The 22,136-nt window shown below is 41.3% G+C and carries 21 protein-coding genes and 2 pseudogenes; 3 read left to right on the top strand and 20 right to left on the bottom strand.

The genetic code is table 11. The annotated features are described in order from the left end of the window. Positions 1 to 121: 121 nt before the first annotated feature. Positions 122 to 280, bottom strand: coding sequence for a YqaE/Pmp3 family membrane protein (locus tag L0B17_RS03225; protein ID WP_235087544.1), 159 nt, complete (start codon positions 278 to 280; stop codon positions 122 to 124). A 312-nt stretch (positions 281 to 592) separates the two neighbouring features. Here L0B17_RS03225 and L0B17_RS03220 point away from each other — a divergent pair, with 312 nt between their 5' ends. The 3 genes from L0B17_RS03220 (at position 593) to L0B17_RS03210 (ending at position 3,013) form a co-directional block, all read left to right on the top strand. After that, positions 593 to 1,972, top strand: a complete 1,380-nt coding sequence (locus L0B17_RS03220; RefSeq protein ID WP_235087542.1) for a mechanosensitive ion channel family protein — start codon at positions 593 to 595, stop codon at positions 1,970 to 1,972. A 247-nt stretch (positions 1,973 to 2,219) separates the two neighbouring features. Continuing rightward, positions 2,220 to 2,684 (top strand): tRNA (uridine(34)/cytosine(34)/5-carboxymethylaminomethyluridine(34)-2'-O)-methyltransferase TrmL, encoded by a 465-nt coding sequence (gene trmL / locus L0B17_RS03215; protein WP_235087540.1) that lies wholly within the window; start codon positions 2,220 to 2,222, stop codon positions 2,682 to 2,684. After that, positions 2,681 to 3,013: a DUF2956 domain-containing protein gene (locus L0B17_RS03210; RefSeq protein WP_235087538.1), complete on the top strand. Its 333-nt coding sequence runs from the start codon at positions 2,681 to 2,683 to the stop codon at positions 3,011 to 3,013. Before trmL ends, L0B17_RS03210 begins: the two co-directional genes overlap by 4 nt. 118 nt (positions 3,014 to 3,131) lie before the next feature. Here L0B17_RS03210 and L0B17_RS03205 read toward each other — a convergent pair whose 3' ends face one another. The 19 genes and pseudogenes from L0B17_RS03205 to L0B17_RS03115 all read right to left on the bottom strand — a co-directional run bounded on the left by L0B17_RS03205 (position 3,132) and on the right by L0B17_RS03115 (position 21,984). Then, positions 3,132 to 3,287, bottom strand: coding sequence for a hypothetical protein (locus L0B17_RS03205; protein ID WP_235087537.1), 156 nt, complete (start codon positions 3,285 to 3,287; stop codon positions 3,132 to 3,134). Between the two features lie 115 nt (positions 3,288 to 3,402). Further along, positions 3,403 to 3,579 (bottom strand): IS66 family insertion sequence element accessory protein TnpA, encoded by a 177-nt coding sequence (gene tnpA, locus L0B17_RS03200; RefSeq protein ID WP_235087535.1) that lies wholly within the window; start codon positions 3,577 to 3,579, stop codon positions 3,403 to 3,405. 102 nt (positions 3,580 to 3,681) lie between these two features. Then, complete coding sequence (locus L0B17_RS03195; RefSeq protein WP_432299615.1) at positions 3,682 to 4,602, bottom strand: cation diffusion facilitator family transporter; 921 nt, start codon at positions 4,600 to 4,602, stop codon at positions 3,682 to 3,684. Positions 4,603 to 4,692: 90 nt separating this feature from the next. After that, a complete protein-coding gene (locus tag L0B17_RS03190; protein ID WP_235087533.1) occupies positions 4,693 to 7,887 on the bottom strand; it encodes an efflux RND transporter permease subunit in 3,195 nt (1,064 codons plus the stop codon). Positions 7,888 to 7,913: 26 nt separating this feature from the next. Further along, positions 7,914 to 9,083: an efflux RND transporter periplasmic adaptor subunit gene (locus L0B17_RS03185; RefSeq protein WP_235087532.1), complete on the bottom strand. Its 1,170-nt coding sequence runs from the start codon at positions 9,081 to 9,083 to the stop codon at positions 7,914 to 7,916. A 56-nt stretch (positions 9,084 to 9,139) separates the two neighbouring features. Beyond that, positions 9,140 to 10,384, bottom strand: coding sequence for a TolC family protein (locus L0B17_RS03180; RefSeq protein WP_235087530.1), 1,245 nt, complete (start codon positions 10,382 to 10,384; stop codon positions 9,140 to 9,142). Positions 10,385 to 10,488: 104 nt separating this feature from the next. Continuing rightward, positions 10,489 to 10,836 carry a DUF2946 domain-containing protein gene (locus L0B17_RS03175; RefSeq protein ID WP_235087528.1) on the bottom strand — a complete coding sequence of 116 codons (348 nt, stop codon included), beginning with the start codon at positions 10,834 to 10,836 and terminating at the stop codon, positions 10,489 to 10,491. 101 nt (positions 10,837 to 10,937) lie between these two features. Beyond that, positions 10,938 to 11,192: pseudogene (locus tag L0B17_RS03170) on the bottom strand (IS3 family transposase); the annotation flags it as partial. A 425-nt stretch (positions 11,193 to 11,617) separates the two neighbouring features. Continuing rightward, positions 11,618 to 13,192 (bottom strand): IS66 family transposase, encoded by a 1,575-nt coding sequence (gene tnpC / locus L0B17_RS03165; protein ID WP_235084956.1) that lies wholly within the window; start codon positions 13,190 to 13,192, stop codon positions 11,618 to 11,620. 83 nt (positions 13,193 to 13,275) lie between these two features. After that, a complete protein-coding gene (gene tnpB / locus L0B17_RS03160; protein ID WP_235084957.1) occupies positions 13,276 to 13,575 on the bottom strand; it encodes an IS66 family insertion sequence element accessory protein TnpB in 300 nt (99 codons plus the stop codon). 41 nt (positions 13,576 to 13,616) lie between these two features. Continuing rightward, complete coding sequence (tnpA, locus tag L0B17_RS03155; RefSeq protein WP_235084959.1) at positions 13,617 to 13,940, bottom strand: IS66 family insertion sequence element accessory protein TnpA; 324 nt, start codon at positions 13,938 to 13,940, stop codon at positions 13,617 to 13,619. Positions 13,941 to 13,967: 27 nt separating this feature from the next. After that, positions 13,968 to 14,279: a hypothetical protein gene (locus tag L0B17_RS03150; RefSeq protein ID WP_235087526.1), complete on the bottom strand. Its 312-nt coding sequence runs from the start codon at positions 14,277 to 14,279 to the stop codon at positions 13,968 to 13,970. A 297-nt stretch (positions 14,280 to 14,576) separates the two neighbouring features. Beyond that, positions 14,577 to 16,013: a M16 family metallopeptidase gene (locus L0B17_RS03145; protein WP_235087525.1), complete on the bottom strand. Its 1,437-nt coding sequence runs from the start codon at positions 16,011 to 16,013 to the stop codon at positions 14,577 to 14,579. Between the two features lie 5 nt (positions 16,014 to 16,018). Beyond that, positions 16,019 to 17,346 (bottom strand): annotated as a pseudogene (locus L0B17_RS03140) (M16 family metallopeptidase). 45 nt (positions 17,347 to 17,391) lie between these two features. Continuing rightward, the gene (locus tag L0B17_RS03135; RefSeq protein WP_235089519.1) at positions 17,392 to 18,672 is read right to left on the bottom strand and encodes an amidohydrolase; all 1,281 of its coding nucleotides are present in this window, start codon (positions 18,670 to 18,672) and stop codon (positions 17,392 to 17,394) included. A 171-nt stretch (positions 18,673 to 18,843) separates the two neighbouring features. Continuing rightward, complete coding sequence (locus L0B17_RS03130) at positions 18,844 to 19,608, bottom strand: methyltransferase domain-containing protein (protein ID WP_235087523.1); 765 nt, start codon at positions 19,606 to 19,608, stop codon at positions 18,844 to 18,846. Between the two features lie 30 nt (positions 19,609 to 19,638). Then, positions 19,639 to 20,004, bottom strand: coding sequence for a hypothetical protein (locus L0B17_RS03125; RefSeq protein ID WP_235087521.1), 366 nt, complete (start codon positions 20,002 to 20,004; stop codon positions 19,639 to 19,641). Continuing rightward, positions 20,001 to 20,615, bottom strand: coding sequence for a tRNA-uridine aminocarboxypropyltransferase (locus L0B17_RS03120; RefSeq protein WP_235087520.1), 615 nt, complete (start codon positions 20,613 to 20,615; stop codon positions 20,001 to 20,003). Before L0B17_RS03120 ends, L0B17_RS03125 begins: the two co-directional genes overlap by 4 nt. A 169-nt stretch (positions 20,616 to 20,784) precedes the next feature. After that, complete coding sequence (locus tag L0B17_RS03115) at positions 20,785 to 21,984, bottom strand: multidrug effflux MFS transporter (protein ID WP_235087518.1); 1,200 nt, start codon at positions 21,982 to 21,984, stop codon at positions 20,785 to 20,787. Positions 21,985 to 22,136: the final 152 nt, after the last annotated feature.

The raw sequence follows: 22,136 nt of genomic DNA, 5'->3' as shown, positions 1-22,136 counted from the left end.
TAATGGCATTATCGATAAGCATGTCATTGCTAGGTAAAAATGACTCTAGCGGGTAAGATTTTCCGATTGATGCAAGCGGCGTGAACCGCTTCATCATTAAGCACAGTTATCTTAGCAAACACTAACGCTTAGCGATCACCCATACCGCATGCACTATTCCTGGAATATAACCTAGCAAGGTTAAAATTATATTCAGTAATAAGGTCTTACTTAACCCAACTTGCAGAAACACACCAAGTGGCGGCAGTATAATTGCAATTAAAATACGTAACAAATCCATGATACTCTCCCTTTTTAATGTACTGAGGTTAGCGATTACCTCTGCGTGTATAAACTGATTTGTATGACTTCCAATAAGGCACAAAGCAAGTACTAGACCACTATTTCTAATGTTACTGCTCTTAATTTTAATCAACATAGATTTTTAAGTAACCACACCTCATATATTGACTTATTAATATGCTTTAATAGGGTAAAGCACTGCTAATATAGTCCAATAACCTAAGAAGGTAACCCTCAAAATTTTTAGTACCTTTGAGGATTATTTGCTAATCTCAGATAATAACTGGTCACTTTTTTTGCGGATAATCTTATGATTTGTAATTTTTTTTCAAACAGTTTTTCTCGCTGTTATCAAAGTACATCCTCAAGATTCAGTCAATGGATTCTACTCTGGAGCTTAGTCACTACTCTTGCTTGCTTTACCAGCCTTGTGTCTACTGATGCCCTGGCAGTACCTTTGTCTGACACTGTTGCGCAACTCATACAAATTAACGACCCAAACAACGAAATAAATATTGAAATTCAAGGCTCGGTCGTCAATCTAAATGGCTCAGTCATCGATCAATTGAGTAAGGATCGTATATTGCAAACCATAACAGCCTTACCTGGTGTGACTCAAGTTGTGGATAATATTCACTTGCAACCCATTAGCCCCTTATCTTTGGCTCCTCTACAACATGATGCTGAGCAGTTTTGGGCCAAAGCCTTACTATATTTACCGCGACTGGCATTAGGGCTGTCGATATTTTTGCTGCTCTTTTGGCTGTCACATCCTTTAGCTCGCTTATTGATTAGTCCGTTAGCTTGGGTAACAAAAAGTGAGTTGATTCGTTTGGTTATGCAACGCAGCATCAGCGTATTGATCATCTTGTTGGGGCTATATATATTTTTGCGCCTCGCAGGTCTAACTCAGTTTGCAGTTGCGATTATTAGTAGCACTGGTGTCATCGGTCTAATTTTAGGTTTTGCCTTTAAAGACATCGCTGAAAACTTTATTTCCAGCTTACTACTCAGTGTGCAGCGCCCATTCAAATTAGGTGATGTCATATCTGTCGAAGGGAATTTAGGAGTGGTAAAGAAAGTCACAGCAAGGGCTACCACGTTAGTCGACTACGATGGGAATCATATCCAAATCCCTAATTCCACTATCTATAAAAACGTGATTAAAAACCTTACCGCAAACCCAAGAATGCGTGGCCACTTTGTAATTGGCATTGGCTACGATGCAAGTATCCGTAAGGCTCAGGAAATTGCTATGGCGATTATAACCGAACATCACGGCGTACTTAAAGATCCTGAGCCGCAGGTACTGATACAAAATCTTGGTTCATCGACCATTAATTTACAAGTGTATTTTTGGGTCAATGCTGAAACTCATAGTGTTCCGAAAGTGGCTTCAATCTTAATGCGCTTACTCGTGCGCGCCTATGAAGCGAATCAAATCAGCTTGCCGGACGATGCTCGCGAGCGCATTTTCCCTCAAGGGATACAATTAGTCACCAACGGACATCAACAAGGTGAAACACATCTAAATGCAACAGAAAGTGCTGAGCACAATACTAAAAAAGCCCAAGCGACTTTAGATGATGCATACAATGAAACAAGCGATGACATAAGCAGCGATACCGATGATATACGTCAACAGGCGGCACAATCTCGTGATCCTGAAAGTGGTGCCAATATTATCTAAGATCTTATATTAGTAGAAAATTAAGCAAGGGATTTCACTTCTCAATATACTCACTATGCAGTTAATTCATCAATCAAATAGACACTGTTTTATTGATGGTTACCGCTTATGCGTAAACTCTATATCGGTAATTGCCATCAATGCTGTATAGCCCATTTTGATAATATCAGCGTTTATAACGCCTCGCAGTCAAACCTTGGTTAAGGTATAATTTGCCACTCTTTTATGTTTCGAACTTAAGGTGGCTATGTTTCATATTGCGCTTTATGAACCTGAAATCGCTCCAAACACGGGCAACATTATTCGTTTATGTGCCAATAATGGCTCACATTTACATCTTATCGAACCTCTTGGATTTGATTTAGAAGAAAAAAAATTACGTCGCGCAGGGTTAGATTATAGTGATTTAACATCGGTCACCCGCCATAGAAACTATCAAGAGTTTTTAGTGGCTATGGCAGGAAAACGTATTATGGCGTGCACCACCAAAGGCAGCCGCCCGCATACTCAAATCGCTTTTGCCGAAAATGATGTTTTATTATTTGGTCCAGAAACACGTGGCTTACCCATGGACATTATTAATGCAACGCCATTAGAGCAGCGTTTACGTATTCCAATGACCGCGAATAGTCGCAGCTTAAATCTTTCTAATTCTGTCGCTATTATTAGCTATGAAGCATGGCGACAGCTCGATTTTGCAGGGGCAGAATGAAGCAACCCATTTCAAATGAAACGCAAGAGCAAGCATTAACCATTGCCAAGTCGACCCAGAAAGAGGGACAGACTAAAGCGCAAACTAAGCTTATTGCCAACGGTATCGAGAAAGGTATTACTGAATATAAAAAGCAGCATAAAGCTAAAGCAAGACAGAGTGATAAAGCCCGTAAGCAACAAGTTAAATCTAAGCAAAAAATACAACACGATGAACCTGAGTTTGAATTAGAGTTTGCAGAATCAACCCAAATGACGCCTATGGTATGGACATTAGTTTGTGCATTAGGCTTAAGTTGGCTAGCCTTTGCGCTATACTTTTTTAGCTAGACTAAGCTTGACTGGCTATCAGGTTTACTGACTGAGCTTTATTGGCTAAATTATTGGTATTAAGTATATCTGGGTGACGAGAATTTAGCATTGCAAACATCAATCGATATTCGTTCATTTATCCCCCAGATATTTGCCTATCAACAGGCATCAAGCTGATCCCGCGTATGACTTGATAACTGTCGCTATCATCATCTAAAAAGTGGGCACTTTGCTGCCATAACCACTGTGTGCTGCCGTTAGCTTGCAGTGCATCAAAAGAAAGCCTTATCAAAGCTGGGCGCTGTTTAACTTCCCCCTTACCTAGAAAAGTAAACCCATCACCTTGCTGGTATAAGGTAAATAGCTGTGAGCGTCCGGCGAACTACGCCTTGCCTAGATCAACGCGCTCAGCGGCACCACTTTTTGCTTAGTTGGTGACGAATGCGGGTTAAGTTTTTAGCCCACGCATAAAATGTAGATAGGGTTAAGTCACTGGTTTTACAACATTCAGCTTTGGTTAATTCACTTTCAGTTTGCTGCTGAAAAATACGCTGCCAGTATTGTATTTTATCGTTTTTTGACATGATTGTTCGCCTAGATTTAGTTAGGAAATAATCATGCTAAATTTGAAAATTATTGGTATGTGGGATTAATTGATCGCTTACTTTTCATCTTTGAAAGTATTTCTAATCGCTTTTTGAATCTCTACATATTTCGTCTACAAACTCAAATTCCAGTGTTGTATGTTCAAGATGAAAAGGGCTAAGTCGTGTCGATATTTCATGCTTTATTTCAATATATTCTTGTTGATCACAGTAATGATTCAACACTAAATGAGCAGTAAGAACATGCCTTTCGCCATCAAGGGACCACAAATGGAAATGATGAATATCTTCAATAAACTTCAATGTTGATAATTCAATTTTTATTTTTTCTTGAATGGCTTGCTCTGGTGTTGCCTGTAAAAACAGACGTATTGCAGTGCGGAGGTTTTTTAATACATTAAAAAGAATAAATAAGGTAAATCCGATTGAAAGTATCGGATCAAGTATTGGGAGTTCGATAAACATTAGAACGATAGAAACAATTAATACGGCTACCCAACCTAAAACGTCTTCCAGTAAATGCCAATTAAGTACACGTTCGTTTAATGTTTTCCCGTCACTTAATTTGAAAGCAGCATAACCATTAACAGTCACCCCTAATATCGCTAACCATAACATGCCTTGAGCATCAGGCATCTCTGGCGATAGCAATCGAGGGAATGAAATGGTTAACACATAAATTGACCCCGCTATTAAGACAACGCCATTAATAACCGCGCCAAATAAAGAAAAGCGATGATAGCCATAACTAAACGTTTCATCGCGACTTTTCTTGCTGAGTTTATTTAATCCCCATGCGAGACCGATGGATAAACTATCTCCTAAATCGTGAACCGCATCCGCCATTATTGCGGTGCTGTTGGTTAACCAGCCGCCAATAAATTCGATAATAGTAAAACAAACATTTAATATAAATGCCCAGCCAATACGACTTGAAGACATATCTTTAGGAATATGACTGTGTCCATGGCTAGTTGAGTGTTGATGTAAATTGTCTGACATTACTTTCTCCTATAAATTGATATCCCGTAGCGAATACCTACGGGATATCTAGTTAAAGCAAACAGTTATATTTACTTTAACCAAGTAGAATTACCTTCTCATTTCTTCAATCCGACCTTTAGAAAACCAACCATAAAGTACGGGGAGGACAAATAAAGTAAGGAACGTTGCTGTAACCAAACCACCAACAATTACCGTGGCTAATGGTCGTTGTATCTCAGAGCCTACACCGCTTGACATGATAATAGGTATCAAACCAAGGGCAGAAGTAATCGCTGTCATCAATACAGGGCGAAGCCTTGATATAGCGCCTTCGTAAACGGCTTCGGCAATACTTTCCATACCTGTTTCAATACGTAGATTAATCGCTTCAACCATCACCACGCCATTGAGAACAGCGACACCAAATAAGGTAATAAAACCAATTGAACTTGGGACAGATAGGTATTGACCAGAAATATACAAGGCAACAATTCCACCAATCATAGCTAACGGTAAATTAACCAGAATGAGCATAGCTTGACCAACACTAGTAAAAGCAAAATATAGTAACAACGCAATAATGCCAATAGAAAGTGGTACAACGATAGCGAGGCGTTGCTGTGCTCGTTGTTGATTTTCAAATTGACCGCCTATATCAACGGAATAACCCGCAGGTAAATCAACTTTATCTTTTATTGCTTCTCGAATATCTTTTACGACACTACCCATGTCTCGCCCTTGTACATTGGCTTGAATAACGACGCGTCGCTGGACATCATCTCGGCGTACCTGAGGGGGACCCGATTCAATGGCAATATCTGCAACATCACCTAACCGTACCCATGCACCTGTTGGAGCTTGTAGCCGTAAGTCAGCAATAGTTTGTTGCTGATCTCTAAACGCTTTGTCTATCCGTAGATAAATATCATAACGTTCATTACCATTAATGACTTGTCCTACTTCCTGACCACCGATACCATTTCGCACAAGTCTCATTACATCACCAACCGATAAGCCGTATCGAGATAATTGACGACGGTTTGGTCTAACGACTAACTGAGATTCACCTGCGATTGGCTCCATAGCGACATCCCTTGCACCATCAACACCTTGAATAGCATTAACTATAGCCTGACCTTGCTGAGCAAGGACATCGAGATCAGCACCAAATAGTTTTATGGCTAACTGCGCTTTAACACCAGAAAGTAATTCATCTACTCTTGTTGCGATAGGTTGAGAAAAATTCAGTAGTAAACCAGGGAATTTCTCAAGTTTTACTTCCATTAAACCTTGTAGTTCATGGCGTGTTTTAGCGCTGGTCCACTCTACAACTGGTTTGAGACCAATATAGATTTCAATGTTACTCACTGGCTCAGGATCACCACCAATTTCTGCTCGGCCAATACGACTGGTAGCATAAGTTACTTCAGGAAATTCAAGTAATATTTTTTCCAATTTAGGGGATACTAAAAGGGCAGTCGCTAAGCTGGTTGATGGGGCCATGGTTACACGTAAATTAATAGTGCCTTCTTCAAGCTCTGGCACAAATTCAGTGCCTAAATTTGGCACTAAAAATAACGTACCAACAAGCAAGGCTCCAGCCCCGATAAGAACTACTTTTTTAGCGTTCATCGCTTTTGTTAAACTACTACGGTAAAGCTTTTCTAGCACACTAACGAAAGGGCTGGTTCGAGCTTTAAAACCTCGTTGAAACAGGTAACTGGCTAACGCAGGTACAACAATGAGTGATACGGCTAAAGACGCAACCATTGCAATCATAATACTAATAGCCATCGGCTGAAATAGTTTGCCTTCAACCCCTTCTAAGCTAAATAAAGGGGCAAAAACCACCATAATAATTGTTACTGCAAAAAATACTGGCTTAGCTACTTCTCTAGCGGCAATTTGTATGCGTAAACTAACATCGACATCTTTTTCGACATCAAAAGGATTCTCACTGTCATGCATTCCTTTATGACTATGTTCGTGACGACGGTCTGGCTGACTGAGATGTTTGAAAATATTTTCCATCATCACCACCGCACCATCGACCATCATACCAATAGCAACCGCTAAACCACCCAGAGACATTAAATTCGCAGACAAGCCATTGTAAGCCATGATCATTAATGCCATCCCAACAGAAAGTGGAATAGAAATAAGTACCAATAAAACAGCTCGAACATTCAGTAAGAAAAGTACTAACACGATAACAATAAAGATAAAAGCCATTATCAATGCTTCAGCGACCGTACTAACTGCTTTTTCAATCAAATCTGCTTGATCATAAATAGGTTCAAACGTGACACCTTTTGGCAGGGCTTGTTGAATAAGTGGTATTCTGTCTTTTATGCCATCAATGGCAACTTTGGTATTTGCGCCCATACGCTTTAAAACAATGCCGGATACAACTTCACCTAGAAATTTACTACCGTTAGTACCAACACGTTTACTCATGGTGACCGCGCCTTGTCTAATTTCGCTTCCAAACTCAACAGTTGCCACATCAGCAAGATAAACAACAGTACCTTCAATTGTTTTAACAGGGATTTGTTTTAGTTCTTCAATACCTTTTTCATCACTACTTAACCAACCAACACCTCGAATAATAAGTTGCTCTTGGCCTCTATCCATATACCAGCCTCCCGCATTGTCATTATTATCTTCTAATGCATTAGCGATATCTTGTTGAGTTAATTGGTAAGCAAGCAAACGAGAAGGATTAATATTTACTTGGTATTGTTTAACATTTCCGCCGAATGCTAAAACATCTGTAACGCCATCTACTGGCATTAAGAGTAATTTAACCACCCAATCGTTAAGGCTTCGAAGTGACATGCTGTCATACCCCGAGTCTTCATCAGCGAGCAATAAATATTGATATACTTGCCCCAAACCAGAAGTGTTTGGGCCAATTTCAGGTGTACCAACCCCTTCAGGGATCAATTCTTTTGCTGATTGCAATCGTTCAAAAACCAATTGACGAGCAAAATAAATATCGGTGCCTTCTTTGAAAACAACCGTAATACCAGACAAGCCTGTTTTAGAAATAGAGCGTACTTCTTCAACATCAGGTAATGCATACATTACGGCTTCTATTGGAAAGGTTATGAGTTGTTCTACTTCTTCCGAAGCCAAACCAGGCGCCTCAGTATTAATTGCCACTTGTACGTTGGTAACATCTGGAAATGCATCCAAATTCAAACGAGGAATAATAAAAAAGGCCGAAACCGTGAACGCAATCAAGGCAAGAATCACCAATAATCGGTTAGCGACAGACCAGTCAATCAAACGATTTAACATGTGTTAGTTCTCCAATTATCAGTTAATTAATGGTTATGAGCATCAAAACTGCCTTTGGCAATTTCCGCGGCAACATAAAAAGCGCCAGTTGTAACGACTTTAGTACCTGATGGCAAACCAAAAATTTCACGTGATTTTCCCAGTTGTCGTCCCAATTCAACTTCGACACCTTTAAATTCGCCATTTTCTTCAACAAACACCATCCAATCACCATCACTACCACGCATTAATGCTTCTTCAGGCACAGTCAGAACTTTTTTGTCCGTTTCAAAGGCAAAATAGACATCCGCAAATAAGCCTGGATGAAGCTTATGACCGACATTTTGAACCTGTAAGCGTATAATACGTGTGCGAGTTACTGGGTCTATGGTATGAGCTTTTTGAGTGATCGTAGCTATGTATGTATTGTTACCTACATTTACTTGCGCCTTTGAATTTTCAGGTAAGTCCAATTCCATTGATGGAGCTAAACGTGCTTCAACCCATAACGTATCTTCATCAGCCAACTCAAATAAAGTACCGCCCGATTCTATGCGTTGGCCTTGACGAAAATTATCAGATAATACCGCGCCAGAAGTCTCAGCGTTTAGAGTGTATTGCCCCAGTTTTTTAGTGTTGGTAGTCAAAGAGATAATAGCGTCAGTAGATAAGCCAAACGCATATAATCGTCCTAAGTCAGCCTCAAAATCGGTCTGAGCTTCTATAAAGCGTTTCTCACCTACCGCTTTTCGACCAAGTTTTTGAACCCTTTTCCATTCTGAATCAGCGAGCCTATAGCTGGCTTGAGCTTCAGCCATTGACTCACTAAATAGGGTGACTAACGGTTGATTGATTTCAACATGATCACCTAAAGCAACATGGCGTTTTAGTATCACTGAATCTACTCTTGGCGAGACTAAATAACTGGTATAATCATTAGCCTTTATCTCCCCTTGAGCATAAATACTGTAAGCCATCGTCTGAGGCTCTAGTACGGTTATGTTAATTTCAGCTAAAGTTAATTGCCCCTTTGAAAGTTTAACTCCCGCACCTTCTTCCTCCTCATTTTTAGCTTCATGTCCATGTCCATCATCTTTTTCTTCAACATGCTTTTCGTTTTTTTCAGATGATTGAACATTTGCAAATGTCGCAGTAGTTATGGTTGTTATTCCACAAAAAAGTACGGCCTGCGTTATTAATTTAATTTGCTTATTCATATGTTTTTTCCAAAATTGGTTCATTGACTATTAATTATTCAAATTACATTTAATGATCAAGGCTGAGATAATTGTTGGAGCACAGTCTTAATTTGCCCCACTTGTAATAGCCAATCTATTTGGCTTAATTGAAATTGACTTTGTAAGTCAATGCCCGCTTTAAGACCTTCAGCACGCTGTTGTAAAGCGAGTAAATACTCGGTAGTGCTCACATCACCGCTTTGCCATTGCTTTTGCAGCAAGTCGCCACTACGTTTACCTCTTCCATCCATCAATTGTTGCCAACGTTGATAGTTTTTTTGATAAGTGAGCAAGGTGTCGGTACTTGATTGAATAGCAAACCGTTGTTTGCGCATAATGGAGTGAACATTTGCTTCGGCAGCTAATGCTTGTTGATTCGCAGCTCTTGCTTGTGCTGAAAAATTGTTGCGAATGTTCAGAGGCATTGAAAGCGTTACTCCAAGCACATTGTCTCCTGCATTTTTACCTGCATTTATACCGATAGTAGGGTCCGCTTTAGCCTCCAACATTGACAGTTGAGCATTACTTTTAGCTATTTGCCACTGCGCTTTTGCCTCTAGAACTAAAGGATGTTGTTGAAGCCATTGAGGTGATAATTGATAATTGCTGATAGTCAAACCTTGCGCAGGTAAAACCTCTTTATCCGGCGTCCAATCCTGCAGTAGCTCCTTGACTTGAGCTTCAGCTTGTTTTAATTGAACTTGTGCTTTTGCGGTAACATTCAACATTTGAGATAAACTTAAAAAAGTAAGTTCAGCATCTACTTGTCCAAGATCACCTGCTTTTTGACGATCCTTAACTAAATCAAGTATGGTTTCCAACTGCTTTTCTTGTTCTTGAGCTATAAAAGCTTGCTTTTTAGCTGCTTGCCAAGTAATTAACGCTTGTAAAGCTTGCGCTGTCTTTTCTTGAACAAGAAAGTCAAAGTGTTTGCTTGCTTGAGTTAAGCTAAAGTTAGCTTGTTGCTCTTTTGTTTCTCGTTTATCCCACCAATCAATCGTTTGATTAATGCCAATGGAATAATTATTAGCGTCACCTTCTCGCTCATAACCAGTCTCTAGTTCAGGATTATAAAGCGGTTGCTTGTTCCCTTCCGCATTTGAAAAAACAGCATTCATTTCTTCTTTGGCAGCAATAATATTTGGATGTTTGTTTATTTGCATTGACAGCCAAGACGTCGATGTTGGTTGTGCATTTGCTCTTTGTATATTGATTAACATAGCTAAAAACATACCGACGCATAGCATGGCGCAAATACTTTTTTTAAAAAATATTTTCATAAATTAAACTCATATTTATTTAGATAGTGTTAACTGACGACAGTAAAATCGTAAGTAGACACGAATATAAAGGTGCTCAGCTAAACTGAACGATTCAAATAGAGTTAACTTATAGGGGGGATTATTGGGTTATCAGAGTATGCATTAGCATATTGAAATGAATATAGGTATTGATGAGCTACGAGTTTATCGTGATCAATACTAGCTTTAGTTTGAGTCAACCATTGAGAATGAAACCCATGGCAGTGTCCACAGTGATGACAGTCCTCAACACTATGTTCACCTTCTATTGGTAATTCGTTATCAACTATTTGGCGATCATTTTCGTGAGAATGTTCGGTTTCGATATGTTGTACATCTAATACATGCGTTTCTTGTGAATTGGCAATAGCTACAAACGATTGTATTACAATCACAATCGCTAATGTTAAATTCAGAAACTTATTTTTCAAAGAGATAGCCATTAGATGTATAAAGTACAATTAGAACATTTCTTACAGATTTCGTCAATTAAACTAAACGGTGTTTTTCAAGACAGTTGTCGCCTACATTGTTAAGCAGCTTCTTTGTATTTCTCTGGATTTAACTCCACAGCGCCTATGGGCTGCCAGTTTCGCTCTTCTTTTGACCATCGCTCTGGATGTTCATTTCTTTTTGTCTGATACAACGCTTTTCGCTTCGCCAGTATCCCAACATCAAGACCATCATGTCTCTGGCTTGGTGTCACAAACTTAATCCTGCTATGGCGATGCTCGTTGTTGTATCAATAAACAAATTCATTTACCCATTTACGCGCTTCATCTAACGATTTAATAAATAACTAAGACACCAATTATTAAATCTAACTGGTCGATTTTTTTGGGGAAAGGTTTTCATTGCAAAGCGTGAAAAACAGGGGGAAGGTTAATATGAATCAATTACTTGTGCTGCTCTCTCTGCTTTTTATGAAAAGAGTGAGTACTGCTCGCTTATCTTCATCCCTGAATGGCTTCGTTCATGAGTAGCCTGCGTTTCCCTAACTCCACACAATAACCTACTTTTATTATTGGTTTCAATATATGCCGTTATTTTATTGATAAATATAGTTTTTAGCGGATGGAAATAAAAGTTAGCTATCTCTATAAGAGCAGTGTCACTTATCAAAAATATTAAAGCAGGAATGACAAATGGCGCAACCTTTGGCACAAGCCTTTCATCCATAATTTCATAAGTTTTTGGTGAGCGTCCGGCGAACTAAGCCTTGCCTAGATTAACGCGCCAGGGCAATAAGCTATTGAGGTCGCAGTTAGGGTGAGATAATTTATCTAAACAGTGTTCAATGTAATCGAATGGCGTTAGCCCATTTGCTTTGGCTGTTTCTATGATGCTGTATAAAATAGCACTGGCCTCAGCACCACGATGGTTGTGGTTGAACAGCCAATTTTTACGCCCTATCACGAACGGTTTTACTGCGCGTTCAGCACGATTGTTGTCTATATTGAGTCGGCTGTCCTCTACGTAACGTCTGAGCTTTGACCATTGATTGAGACTGTAATGTATGGCTTTGCCTAGAGGGCTTTGCTTTGACACTTGCTGCGCTGATTTATCCAGCCATTGCTTAAATTGCATCAACTGGGCAGCTGAGTGCGTGCGCCTAAAATACAGTCGATCTTCCAGGCTCAGTGATTGTATTTGGGTTTCAATGCGATACAGCTTGGCTATCATGCTCAGTGCCATATCTGCTTTACTGACTTTACCTGCTTTGGCTTTTCCTTGTGCCACTAGCGCTTCTTTGAACTTGCGCCGTGCATGGGCCCAACAGCCCACAAGTTTATTATTGGCCTGTTGGTAAGCCGCGTAGCCATCGACCTGTAAATAACCATTAAATACCGTTTGCTCGGTGGCAAGAAAACGGCTCACGCAAGTGCCCGCGCGGCTACCGTCTTGATAGTCGTACAGTACGATGCTGCGCAAACCTTGATATCGAGGCTCGATACTTGGTCCATCCGCGCCAGTGCAATACACCCACATATAGGATTTCACCCGCTCATCGTTAATCACGTTGAGGGTGGTTTCATCGGCGTGGAGCACACCTTGCGTTAACAGATGTTGGTGCAATAAATCGTATAGGGGTTTAAACAGAGCCGCCGATTTCATCATCCAATCTGCCATGGTTTGCCGACTTAAGGCGATACCATGTTGCTTGAACAAGGTTTCTTGCCGGTACAGTGGTAACGCATATTGGTATTTGCTAGTAATAAGTTGGCTTAATAGACTTGGGGTGGCAACACTTTTAGGAATAGGGCTGGCTGGCACCGGCGCTTGTTTGATATTGGCTTGCGTTCCTTTGGTTTCGCAATGCTTGCAGCTGTATTTGAGTCTAACGTGCTCAATCACGCTGATTTGTGCCGGTATAAACTTAAGTTTCTCGCTGCTATCTTGGCCCATTAACGCCAGCTGATGTCCACAGCAATCACACTGCTTATCTTCATCACTGATGTCATGGATAATAATTTCACGTGGCAGGTCTTTGGGCAATAATTTACGCTTGGCCCGTTGTTTAGGCGGTACTGACACATCAGCATCTGCCGTTAATTCAACGGGCTCATCAACCGTGACTTCAGCTTCGTTAAACAACTCACCTTGATAATCATGGCTTTCACTGCTGGCACCGAAGCGCTGTTGTTGTGCGAGGCGAAATTGCTCAAGTAACCGTTGCACGGATTGTTTTAACTCCGCTATTTCAGCCTCTTTAGCCGCCAACGTCTCAAGCAATAATTGCTTAAGTAAATCAACGTCGTTGGGTAGGTTATCAGGGCTTAATTTCATGGTGTGATTATACCAAAACGCTCCTTAGATAAGGTCGAAACAGTGATCTAATTATGGGAAACAGCATACGTAATGGCGATCAATTAACTGTAACTCAAGCCCTTAACATGCTGATGGCCTAATACGTCAAATCCTGAAAGTAGCCAATGAAACTGCTGCTCAGATAATCTCATACACTCATCTTCGCTTTGAGTCGGCCACTTAAACTTATCCTGTTCGAGGCGTTTATACCAAAGCGCAAAACCGGTGCTATCCCAGTAGAGGATTTTTAATTTATCACGGCCTTTATTACAAAAGACAAACACGCTGCCGTCGGTGACCTGTAAGGATAATTGTTGCTCAACGATGATGGCCAAGCCATTTATTGATTTACGAAAATCCACGGGTTCTCGATGCAGATAAACACAAGGAAGCTGTTGAAACATCAACATGCTTGCAGGCCTTTTATTATTTCAAGCAGATAACTTGCAGGTAACGAGCAGGGAAAAGTCCATAAACCTGTTTGATGCTGTAAGCAGATAGTCTGTTGAGGCTCGCCAGGTTGAGCTTGGGTTATAACCGACGTTGGCGTTGCCACTGTGGCTTTAACAAAAGGCGTAACCGATTTTATTTTAGCCTTGTTAGCTTTACGGGCATAAAAGGTACTGTTACTGAGCTTATGCTGACGACAAAAAGCGGTGATAGTCAAGCCGCTAGCGGGCTGCTGTTTTATCAAAGCAGCCCAATCTTTACGCGAACGTTTAGCCATGTTAACTCCTGATGTAATGGTCAGTCGTTAAGATAAAGGTTCCATGAGTTCTACTGAAGATGTACTTGCCCGGACGGTTACAAATAGCTGGCTAATATCAGTGTTAATACCGTCAGAATAAATAAGCTCTATATCACTACCACGCGCGCGGAACCACCAGGTTTCACTATTACTGAACCTCGCCCCTTGGCTAACACTAATATACATATTATTGCTATCGGCAGAACACAACACAGAGGTTGTTACTTGTTTTGATTGGCCGTTTGGATTTGCCGCGCTGCCATGCCACTGACCACTCATTAGCGGGCAAAACTGCCCAAGCTGGACTTTGTTAGCCATCGCAGACGGGCAATACAATGTAATAATGCCAAATAGGATCAAAGCTATCGATTTAACATGATTAAATATCATTTTGATTACAATCTGTTGTCTAATTCTGTGGGTAGTAACGAGCCAATACCTGGCTCACTGTTTGTTATATTTGAGTCATTTTTTGCGTCTGATATTAGGGCCTAGCTTGCTTTCATCGCTCCCTAAAATATACATGCTATAAAACAAAAGACCCACTCGATTGTGGGTCTTTTTAACTTGGCTATACCATAGTGACCAAGATGACTAACACATTACTGGCTCAAGTTACTGGCCAAAACCGCTGTCTTTAATATCCACTTTGGTCACATCACCATATTGGGCTGCGATATCGGCAATTTTTTCAGCATTACCAATCAACACATATTGTAAGTTCTGTTGAGGGAAATACTGTTTCACTAGACGCTCGGTTTCTGCAATGGTTAGCCCATCAACCTTGGCTTGAAACTGATTAATAAAATCATCATCAAAGCCATATAAATACATCTCTGACATTAAGCCCGCTAGCTGACTTGCGGTTTCAAACTTAGGCGGAAACTGCCCTTTAACATAAGCTTTAGCAGAATCTAATGTTGCTTGGTCGATACCCTTTTGCCACAATCTTGCATAGGTTTTTAAGGCTAAATCAATGGCTTCTTTGGTAGTTTCAGCTTTAGTAAAGGTACTAATTTGAAACACTCCAGCCTTTGAGTAAGGCACAAACCCAGAGCGCGCGCCGTAGGTTAAGCCTGCATTGACCCTAAGTTCATCATTTAACCATGAGGTAAAACGCCCACCTAGAATGGTATTGACTACCGTTAAACCTACGTAATCAGGGCTGTCGTAACTTATGCCCATGCCACCAAACACAAACGTGGTTTCAATTGCATCAGACTTATCCACCAGCAACACTCTGCTTTTAGTTAATGTCGGTAATGCTTGAGCTAAATCGGCTTGCACTGCGACGGCAGTATTTTTCCATTGACCTAAAGTTTGCTCTAACTTGGCTTGCATCTGCTGCGGATCAAAATCACCCACTACACTGATTGCTACGTTACTAGGTTGATAGTAACCCTGATGGAACGCTCGCAACTGCTCAATAGATAATTCAGCAATAGACTCGCTGTTACCAGAACTTGGGTTAGCATAAGGATGGTTAGCAAAAACTAGCTTATTAAAGTAACGGCCAATGACAGCGCGCGGGCTTTCTTTTTGTTGTGACAAACCAACAATTTCACGTTGCTGTAATTTAGCAAACTCTGCAGTATCAAAGTCCGGAGATAACAATACATTGCTAAAAATTGGCAGTACCTTATCAAGATCTTTACTCATAAAGCTGGCATCAATATAGCTGCCCTCTTGATCCGCACCGGTATTCAAACTGGCGCCCATAAAATCGAGTGTTTGCTCAATGTCCGCTTTTGATTGCCCTGCGGCACCTAGCATTAAACCTTGGGCTGTCATACTGGCTAAACCTGAGGTGGTATCATTCACCGCACCGCCTCTAACCACGGCATTGATTGTGATTAATGGCACTTCTTTTTGTACCATTAAGTTCACTTTAAGGCCGTTAGATAAACTCACCGTTTGGTACTGAGGTAAGCTAAAACTGCCGGTTTCAACCACATTGATTGCGGCAGGCTTAACTGTGCTAGCACAGCCCGCTAACGACAATGCACTGGCAATAGCCAGAGCCGATAACGACATTTTGATTGTTTGTTTCATAAGTCTCATTTGTCGCTCTCCTCTGTAGCCGCCAACACACCGACTGTCCGATTAGCGCGAATTAAATAGGTTTGTGCCACACGTTTAATATCATCCGGTGTCACTGTGTTATAACGCTCTGGAGCATCAAATAATTTATCAAAGCTGCCAAAATACATCTCATAGGTTCCTAGCGTATTGGCTTTGCCGTTAATGGTTTCCATGTCACGATAAAAATTGATTAACTTAATGTTTTTAACCTTTTCTAACTCTTCAGCGGTCACGCCTTGGGTAGCGACTAAGTTAATTTGCTCTAACATAGCAAGTTCAAGTGTATCGGCCTTAACGCCAGTATTGGCTACACCTAAGATATAAAACAAATTAGGGTCAAACGACATTGGCATGTACGTATCTGCCGATGTTGCCAGTTGCTTATCTACCAAGCCTTGGTAAAAGCGCGAGCTATTGCCTTGGCTTAAGATTGAACTGAGTAAATCAAGCGCATAATAGTCTGCATGGCTGGTAGCAGGAATATGGTAAGCCAACATCACATTGGGTGTACTTACTGATTCTTTCTTCACAAAACCTGGCGCTCACCCTGCTGAACAGGCTCTACAGTACGCACCGCTTTAGGCGCTGGTTGGGCAGGAATAGGCGCAAAATATTTATTTGCTAAGCTTTTTACTTCAGCCAGTTTTACATCACCTACAATCACCACCACGGCATTGTTTGGCGCGTAATAGGTTTTATGATATTGCTGTAAGTCTTCTAGCGTCCATGCGGCAATGTCTGACTCATAACCAATAACTGACCAGCTATAGGGATGGGCTGAAAATGCCACGCCTTTTAACGCTTCTTGTATGGTGCGCCAGTTAGAGTTTTCAAGCCCTGTGGTGCGCTCTGACTGTACCACGCCACGCTCACTCTCAACCATTTCAGGGTTGATATCTAAATTCGCGATACGGTCGGCTTCTAAGTCAAACATGGTTTCAATGGCATTAGCAGGAAACCAGTCGGTATACACTGTCATGTCTTCGGTGGTGTAGGCATTATTTGCGCCACCAGCAGCTTCCATAGTGCGGTCAAACATTTTCGGGCCAAACTTTTTGGAACCATTAAACATCATGTGTTCAAAAAAGTGTGAAATACCGGTAATGCCTGGCACCTCATTGCGTGAGCCAACTTTCCAAAATAAGTACATATTGGCGTTAGGGATTGAGCTATCCTCTAACACCATAATTTTCATACCGTTGTCTAAGGTAAAACTGTCAATATCTTTGGCGGTAGTCGCATCAGCACTTGATGTGCCCAGCATGCCTGCCAATAATATAAACGCGGTTAACGTCCGTTTCATATTTTGCTCCCTTGAGCTGTGTTAACTAACAATGTTGATAAAGGTTTACTGTGCCGCGCCCAAAGCCGTTAACGCTATTTGTGTCATGGTGTGTACACCGACTTTTAACGCGCTTTCGTCTACATAAAATGCAGGCGAATGGTTACTGGCGACTTGGCTTAGATCTTGATCTTTAGGAGTAACGCCTAAGAAGAAAAATAGCCCAGGGGTTTCTAATGCGTAATAAGAAAAGTCTTCTGCGCCAGTCATTAAACCGGGCTCAATCAGCATTTTCTCGCCGACAACTGATGCTATTACTGGACGCATTTTGCTGACTAATTCAGGGTTATTAACCGTGACTGGGTAACCGGCATCAATAATGGTTTCTGCACTTGCGCCGACTGTTTTAGCGGCATTGGAGGCAATATCAGCTAACTTAACCTTAATGGCGGCTCGCATGTCTTGATCAAAGGTACGAATTGTACCAATTAACTCAACTTTATCCGGAATAATATTAGAGCGGATCCCGCCATTTATCACCCCAAAACTGACTACTGCGGGTGCTTTGGTAATATCGACCTGGCGACTAATAATGGTTTGTACGCTAGTGATAATTTGTGCTGATGCCACAATAGGGTCGACGCCGCCCCAAGGGCGTGAGCCGTGGGTTTGTTTGCCGGTGACATTAATGGTAAATGAATCTTCGCTGGCCATGGCTGGCCCTGAACGTAATCCAATCACTCCCGTAGGTAAACTTGAGGTCACGTGCATACCGAATACTTGCTCAGGTTTACGTTTAGCAAATAAGCCTTGCTTTAACATCAGCTCAGCTCCGCCCTCTTCCCCCTCAGGTGCACCTTCTTCCGCGGGCTGAAAGATAAACATTACATCTCCCGCTAGGCTGTCTTTTACTTTCACTAAACTTTCGGCGACACCCATTAACATAGCCACATGGGTATCATGACCACAGGCATGCATTACACCAACCTTTTGATCTCGATACGTATCTGTCACTTTAGATGCAAAAGGCAAATCAACCACTTCAGTAACCGGTAGCGCATCCATATCTGCACGTAAACCAATTAACGGCCCTGGCTTACCCCCTTTTAAAATGGCCACTACACCCGTATGGGCAATACCCGTTTGCACCTCTAGCCCTAAAGACTTTAAATGTTTTTCAATCACTTTACTGGTACGAAATTCACGATTAGATAATTCAGGATGTTGATGTAAGTCGCGGCGCCACTCAATCACTTTTGCTTCGACATCTGCAGCAAGCTGCGCTGCATTGGGTTGGTCAGCAAAAGCAGGTACTGCCAATAACCCAGTGGTTAAACTTACCGTCATAGTGGTTATGAACTTAGCAATTGAAGTAAGGCGCATGATTAATCCGTTTAATTATTATAATTGGACAATCAACTTACCTTTATTTCACTAAATTGTTAAATTTTTTGAGGGTCACCAACTCAGAACAATTGTATCTATTTGTTTGCAGTAATGAGTCACACCCTAAACGAATTAGTTAGTGTCAGCGGATTCTGGCAAGTGGAACATTACCACGTCATTATCAATCACTTCGAGTTGCCATTGATATTGTTTAGCAATCCATTCAAAGGTCGACAGACTATAAAAATTAATATGAGTAGGATCGAACTTATAATGCCAGTCTATAAAACCTGCAATCCCCTTTACTCGCTTAGTCATAATAGCCAGCTTGCCCGAAGGGTTTAACAAGCCTTGCAGTTGTTGGAATATTGCTTGAGGATTGGCAATATGTTCCAGCACTTCGGTCATGGTAACAAAGTCATATTGCTGTTGTAGTAGATCATGGTTGGGAAAATAAAATAGATCGTAATTACTTACTTTAACACCCTGCTGCGCCGCCATTTGACTTAACACAGCACCTTCGCCACAGCCAAAGTCTAACCCCTTGGCATTAGGCTTAACCCGAGCAAGCAAGGGCGTTAAGGCGCGGGATAAAAAATGCTGATAACCTGTATCGGCAAAGTCATTGTTATGACAATCATAGTGGGCTTTTTCTGCCGCTTCATCTAAATAAAACGATACTGGTACAGTGACTAACTCGCATTGCTGGCATTGAAAGTAGCTACGGTCTTTATCTTGATGAAAAAACACCACATCAGTGTGGTGACACAACGGGCAGCGTTTGGGGGCTGCAATCCCGCTAGTATCGACTGCATTTAAGTCGACGGCACTTGAATCAACCGCACTGGGATCGTTTGCACCTGCGACAGGGGCATTCATAGATAAATCTACTGACATGGACAGATACTCTATCGACTAAACACTTATCTACTTTTGTTCACTAATTTGTTTTTCTTTCGCGGCCGCTTCTTGTGCCTGTTTTAAATATTTATTCTCTCGCTCTGCACGGTCATCAAACTGGGTTTTAGCCTTTTCACGTTGCTCGTTTTGCCACTCACTAGACTCTTGGCGCGTTAACACATCCTGCTCACGATCTACCGTGGCCTGGGATGCTGCGCGTGCCTTGTCTAATTGTGATTGTTCTAACTTTTTAGAATCAATTCTGCCTTGTTCGGCCTGCTTTTCTAGTGACAGCTTCTTGCGCGGTTTTTCCGGATCTATTGGCGTAATAGTCCCCGTCGCAAAAGCGCTTGAAGCTAATGCTAAACAACATCCTAATAATAAATATTTCATTTTACGTCCTTGTCATTTAATTGATAACGAGCTTTGATGTTTATTGGCATAGCACTTAACCTATGTTGCACCATAGCATCAAAGGCTGCAAATAAAGGCGTGGTATCTAGAGCGTCATCAAGTGATGACAATAACAAAGCCGTAGCTTCTAGAGTCGATAAACTGTCTGGGCGCTTAGCTTTACGAATAATGTAATTCGAGGCATATACAACATCTAAATGCAGCGCTGGGTAACCCAGTAACCAGGGATTAGATTGCAGTATTTTATAGGCTTTTCGCCAAGTACCATCTAACAAAATAATGATAGCATCACTGGCCGCCTTGGCTTGCATCACCGTTTGGCTATTGTCACTTGGGTACACCACATATATCGGCTTGGTCGCTTGGGCTAAGTAAGCTTGTAACTCAATAAAATCTTCCGTGGTTTCGCCTACAAACACCCGCATATTTGGTATGACTAAGCGCATTAACCGAACAGTATTCTTAGCATGATTTACTTCACTAGGATGCTGCATCACAATGACATTTGTGCGCACTTGTAATGGACTAATCGCATGGCACACACAAGCTATCAGCGGATAATCGCAAACGGCACAATAAGCTCTTTTCATCTTACATCAAACCTGTTTCTTGAATACAGAAAACCATATCACGTCATATTTTCACTATACTTTATTGTATTAAAAAAGAACTAACGACCCAGACTTAAAAAGCCCATTACTTTAACTAGTGATGGGCTTTTTATGGTTTTATAGACAATCAGTACACATGACTATTAGATTAAGCGTGCTGCTCTTGATGCCAATGGCTAAAGCGTTTCATGCCCATCATCAGTAATAATAAACTACACAATCCACCCATTAATAGCGCTATTGCATAGGGCGCTGGAATATCAGTTAGCTGGATAAGTGCAGTTAAGATCGCCGCGCCGCTCATTTGAATACAGCCTAACATGGCCGTTGCAGTGCCTGCTCGCTCGCCAAAGCCTGCCAACGCCATACCTGTAGCAGGGCCGAGTAAAATGGCAAAGCCTGCACACAATATCATCATAGGTAGCATAAACCCTAACCTGGCCGCTAAACCTGTTTGCGGCCCAATCAACTGAACGACCACCTCAACCACAGCGGCGACAACCATCAAGTTAAGCGCTACAACAACGCCCGCACGATTACCAATACGTTTAATTAATACTGGTGCAGCAAAACAAGCGGCAACGTTTACCACGGCATTCAGTGCAAATAAAGCACTAAAAGTCAGCTCTGAAATGCCTAAACGTCCAATTAACCAAACAGGCGCATAAGACACATAACAAAGAATTGATGCCATTGCGACCATACAAGCTGATGCATAAAACATAAAATGACCATCGCTTAATACAGGCTTATAGCGTCCCCAGCGATATAGTTTACCTGAGGAATCTGTATTTAACGGTCGAGTCTCGGGAAATTTAAAGCCAACAATAAATAATACGATAATGGCGTACAGCGCCATAAAGATGAAGGTTGAACGCCAACCAAATTGTAATGCTAATAGTCCACCTAAGGTTGGTGCAAGTGCGGGTACGACACAAATAGCACCATTGAGATAGCTATAAATCGACACGCTTTCTTTATTACTGTAGCAATCTCGCACTGCACTAAATACCACAATTGAGGTCGAACACGCGGCTAACCCTTGAAACACCCTAGCAAGTTGCAATAGTTCAAATTCAACAGCATAAGCCCCCAGCAGGCTGCTTACACCATAAAATACAATACCAAAAATAGCGATAGGCCTGCGCCCAAAACGGTCAGCGAGTGGGCCGATCAGAATTTGCCCTATCCCCATAGCAAACAAAAACAATACCAAGGTTGATTGTACTTGGCTGTCTGACACGCCGTACTCTAATGCCATGGTTGGCATAGAAGGTAAATAAATATCAATCGCTAATGGGCTTAGCAGCACCATCAATATTAATAACGGTAATAGATTACGATGCATCAAATTTCTCACTCGGTTTATAGATTAACGGCAGGCGCTAGGTATGTTGCCTCAATCAATATCCCGTATTGAGGCTAGTTTTTTCATTTTAACGCATTAGTGGTATTACAAGAAATGATATAAAATCCTTAATGAATTTCCATTAAGGAATA

This window comes from Shewanella sp. OMA3-2 (genome assembly GCF_021513195.1).
Taxonomy (GTDB): Bacteria; Pseudomonadota; Gammaproteobacteria; order Enterobacterales; family Shewanellaceae; genus Shewanella.
Note: the sequence above shows the minus strand (reverse complement) of the source record. Positions and strands in the feature narration are given on the sequence as shown.

Coding starts and splice junctions, on each gene's coding strand:
- L0B17_RS03115 (WP_235087518.1), bottom strand. CDS start 21,984: ATGCATCGTAATCTATTACCGTTATTAATATTGATGGTGCTGCTAAGC.
- L0B17_RS03180 (WP_235087530.1), bottom strand. CDS start 10,384: ATGAAAATATTTTTTAAAAAAAGTATTTGCGCCATGCTATGCGTCGGT.
- L0B17_RS03145 (WP_235087525.1), bottom strand. CDS start 16,013: ATGAAACAAACAATCAAAATGTCGTTATCGGCTCTGGCTATTGCCAGT.
- tnpC (WP_235084956.1), bottom strand. CDS start 13,192: ATGAAATTAAGCCCTGATAACCTACCCAACGACGTTGATTTACTTAAG.
- L0B17_RS03150 (WP_235087526.1), bottom strand. CDS start 14,279: ATGGCTAACAAAGTCCAGCTTGGGCAGTTTTGCCCGCTAATGAGTGGT.
- tnpA (WP_235084959.1), bottom strand. CDS start 13,940: ATGGCTAAACGTTCGCGTAAAGATTGGGCTGCTTTGATAAAACAGCAG.
- L0B17_RS03125 (WP_235087521.1), bottom strand. CDS start 20,004: ATGAAATATTTATTATTAGGATGTTGTTTAGCATTAGCTTCAAGCGCT.
- L0B17_RS03185 (WP_235087532.1), bottom strand. CDS start 9,083: ATGAATAAGCAAATTAAATTAATAACGCAGGCCGTACTTTTTTGTGGA.
- L0B17_RS03220 (WP_235087542.1), top strand. CDS start 593: ATGATTTGTAATTTTTTTTCAAACAGTTTTTCTCGCTGTTATCAAAGT.
- tnpA (WP_235087535.1), bottom strand. CDS start 3,579: ATGTCAAAAAACGATAAAATACAATACTGGCAGCGTATTTTTCAGCAG.
- trmL (WP_235087540.1), top strand. CDS start 2,220: ATGTTTCATATTGCGCTTTATGAACCTGAAATCGCTCCAAACACGGGC.
- L0B17_RS03135 (WP_235089519.1), bottom strand. CDS start 18,672: ATGACGGTAAGTTTAACCACTGGGTTATTGGCAGTACCTGCTTTTGCT.
- L0B17_RS03190 (WP_235087533.1), bottom strand. CDS start 7,887: ATGTTAAATCGTTTGATTGACTGGTCTGTCGCTAACCGATTATTGGTG.
- L0B17_RS03130 (WP_235087523.1), bottom strand. CDS start 19,608: ATGTCAGTAGATTTATCTATGAATGCCCCTGTCGCAGGTGCAAACGAT.
- L0B17_RS03210 (WP_235087538.1), top strand. CDS start 2,681: ATGAAGCAACCCATTTCAAATGAAACGCAAGAGCAAGCATTAACCATT.
- L0B17_RS03195 (WP_432299615.1), bottom strand. CDS start 4,602: ATGTCAGACAATTTACATCAACACTCAACTAGCCATGGACACAGTCAT.
- L0B17_RS03120 (WP_235087520.1), bottom strand. CDS start 20,615: ATGAAAAGAGCTTATTGTGCCGTTTGCGATTATCCGCTGATAGCTTGT.
- L0B17_RS03225 (WP_235087544.1), bottom strand. CDS start 280: ATGGATTTGTTACGTATTTTAATTGCAATTATACTGCCGCCACTTGGT.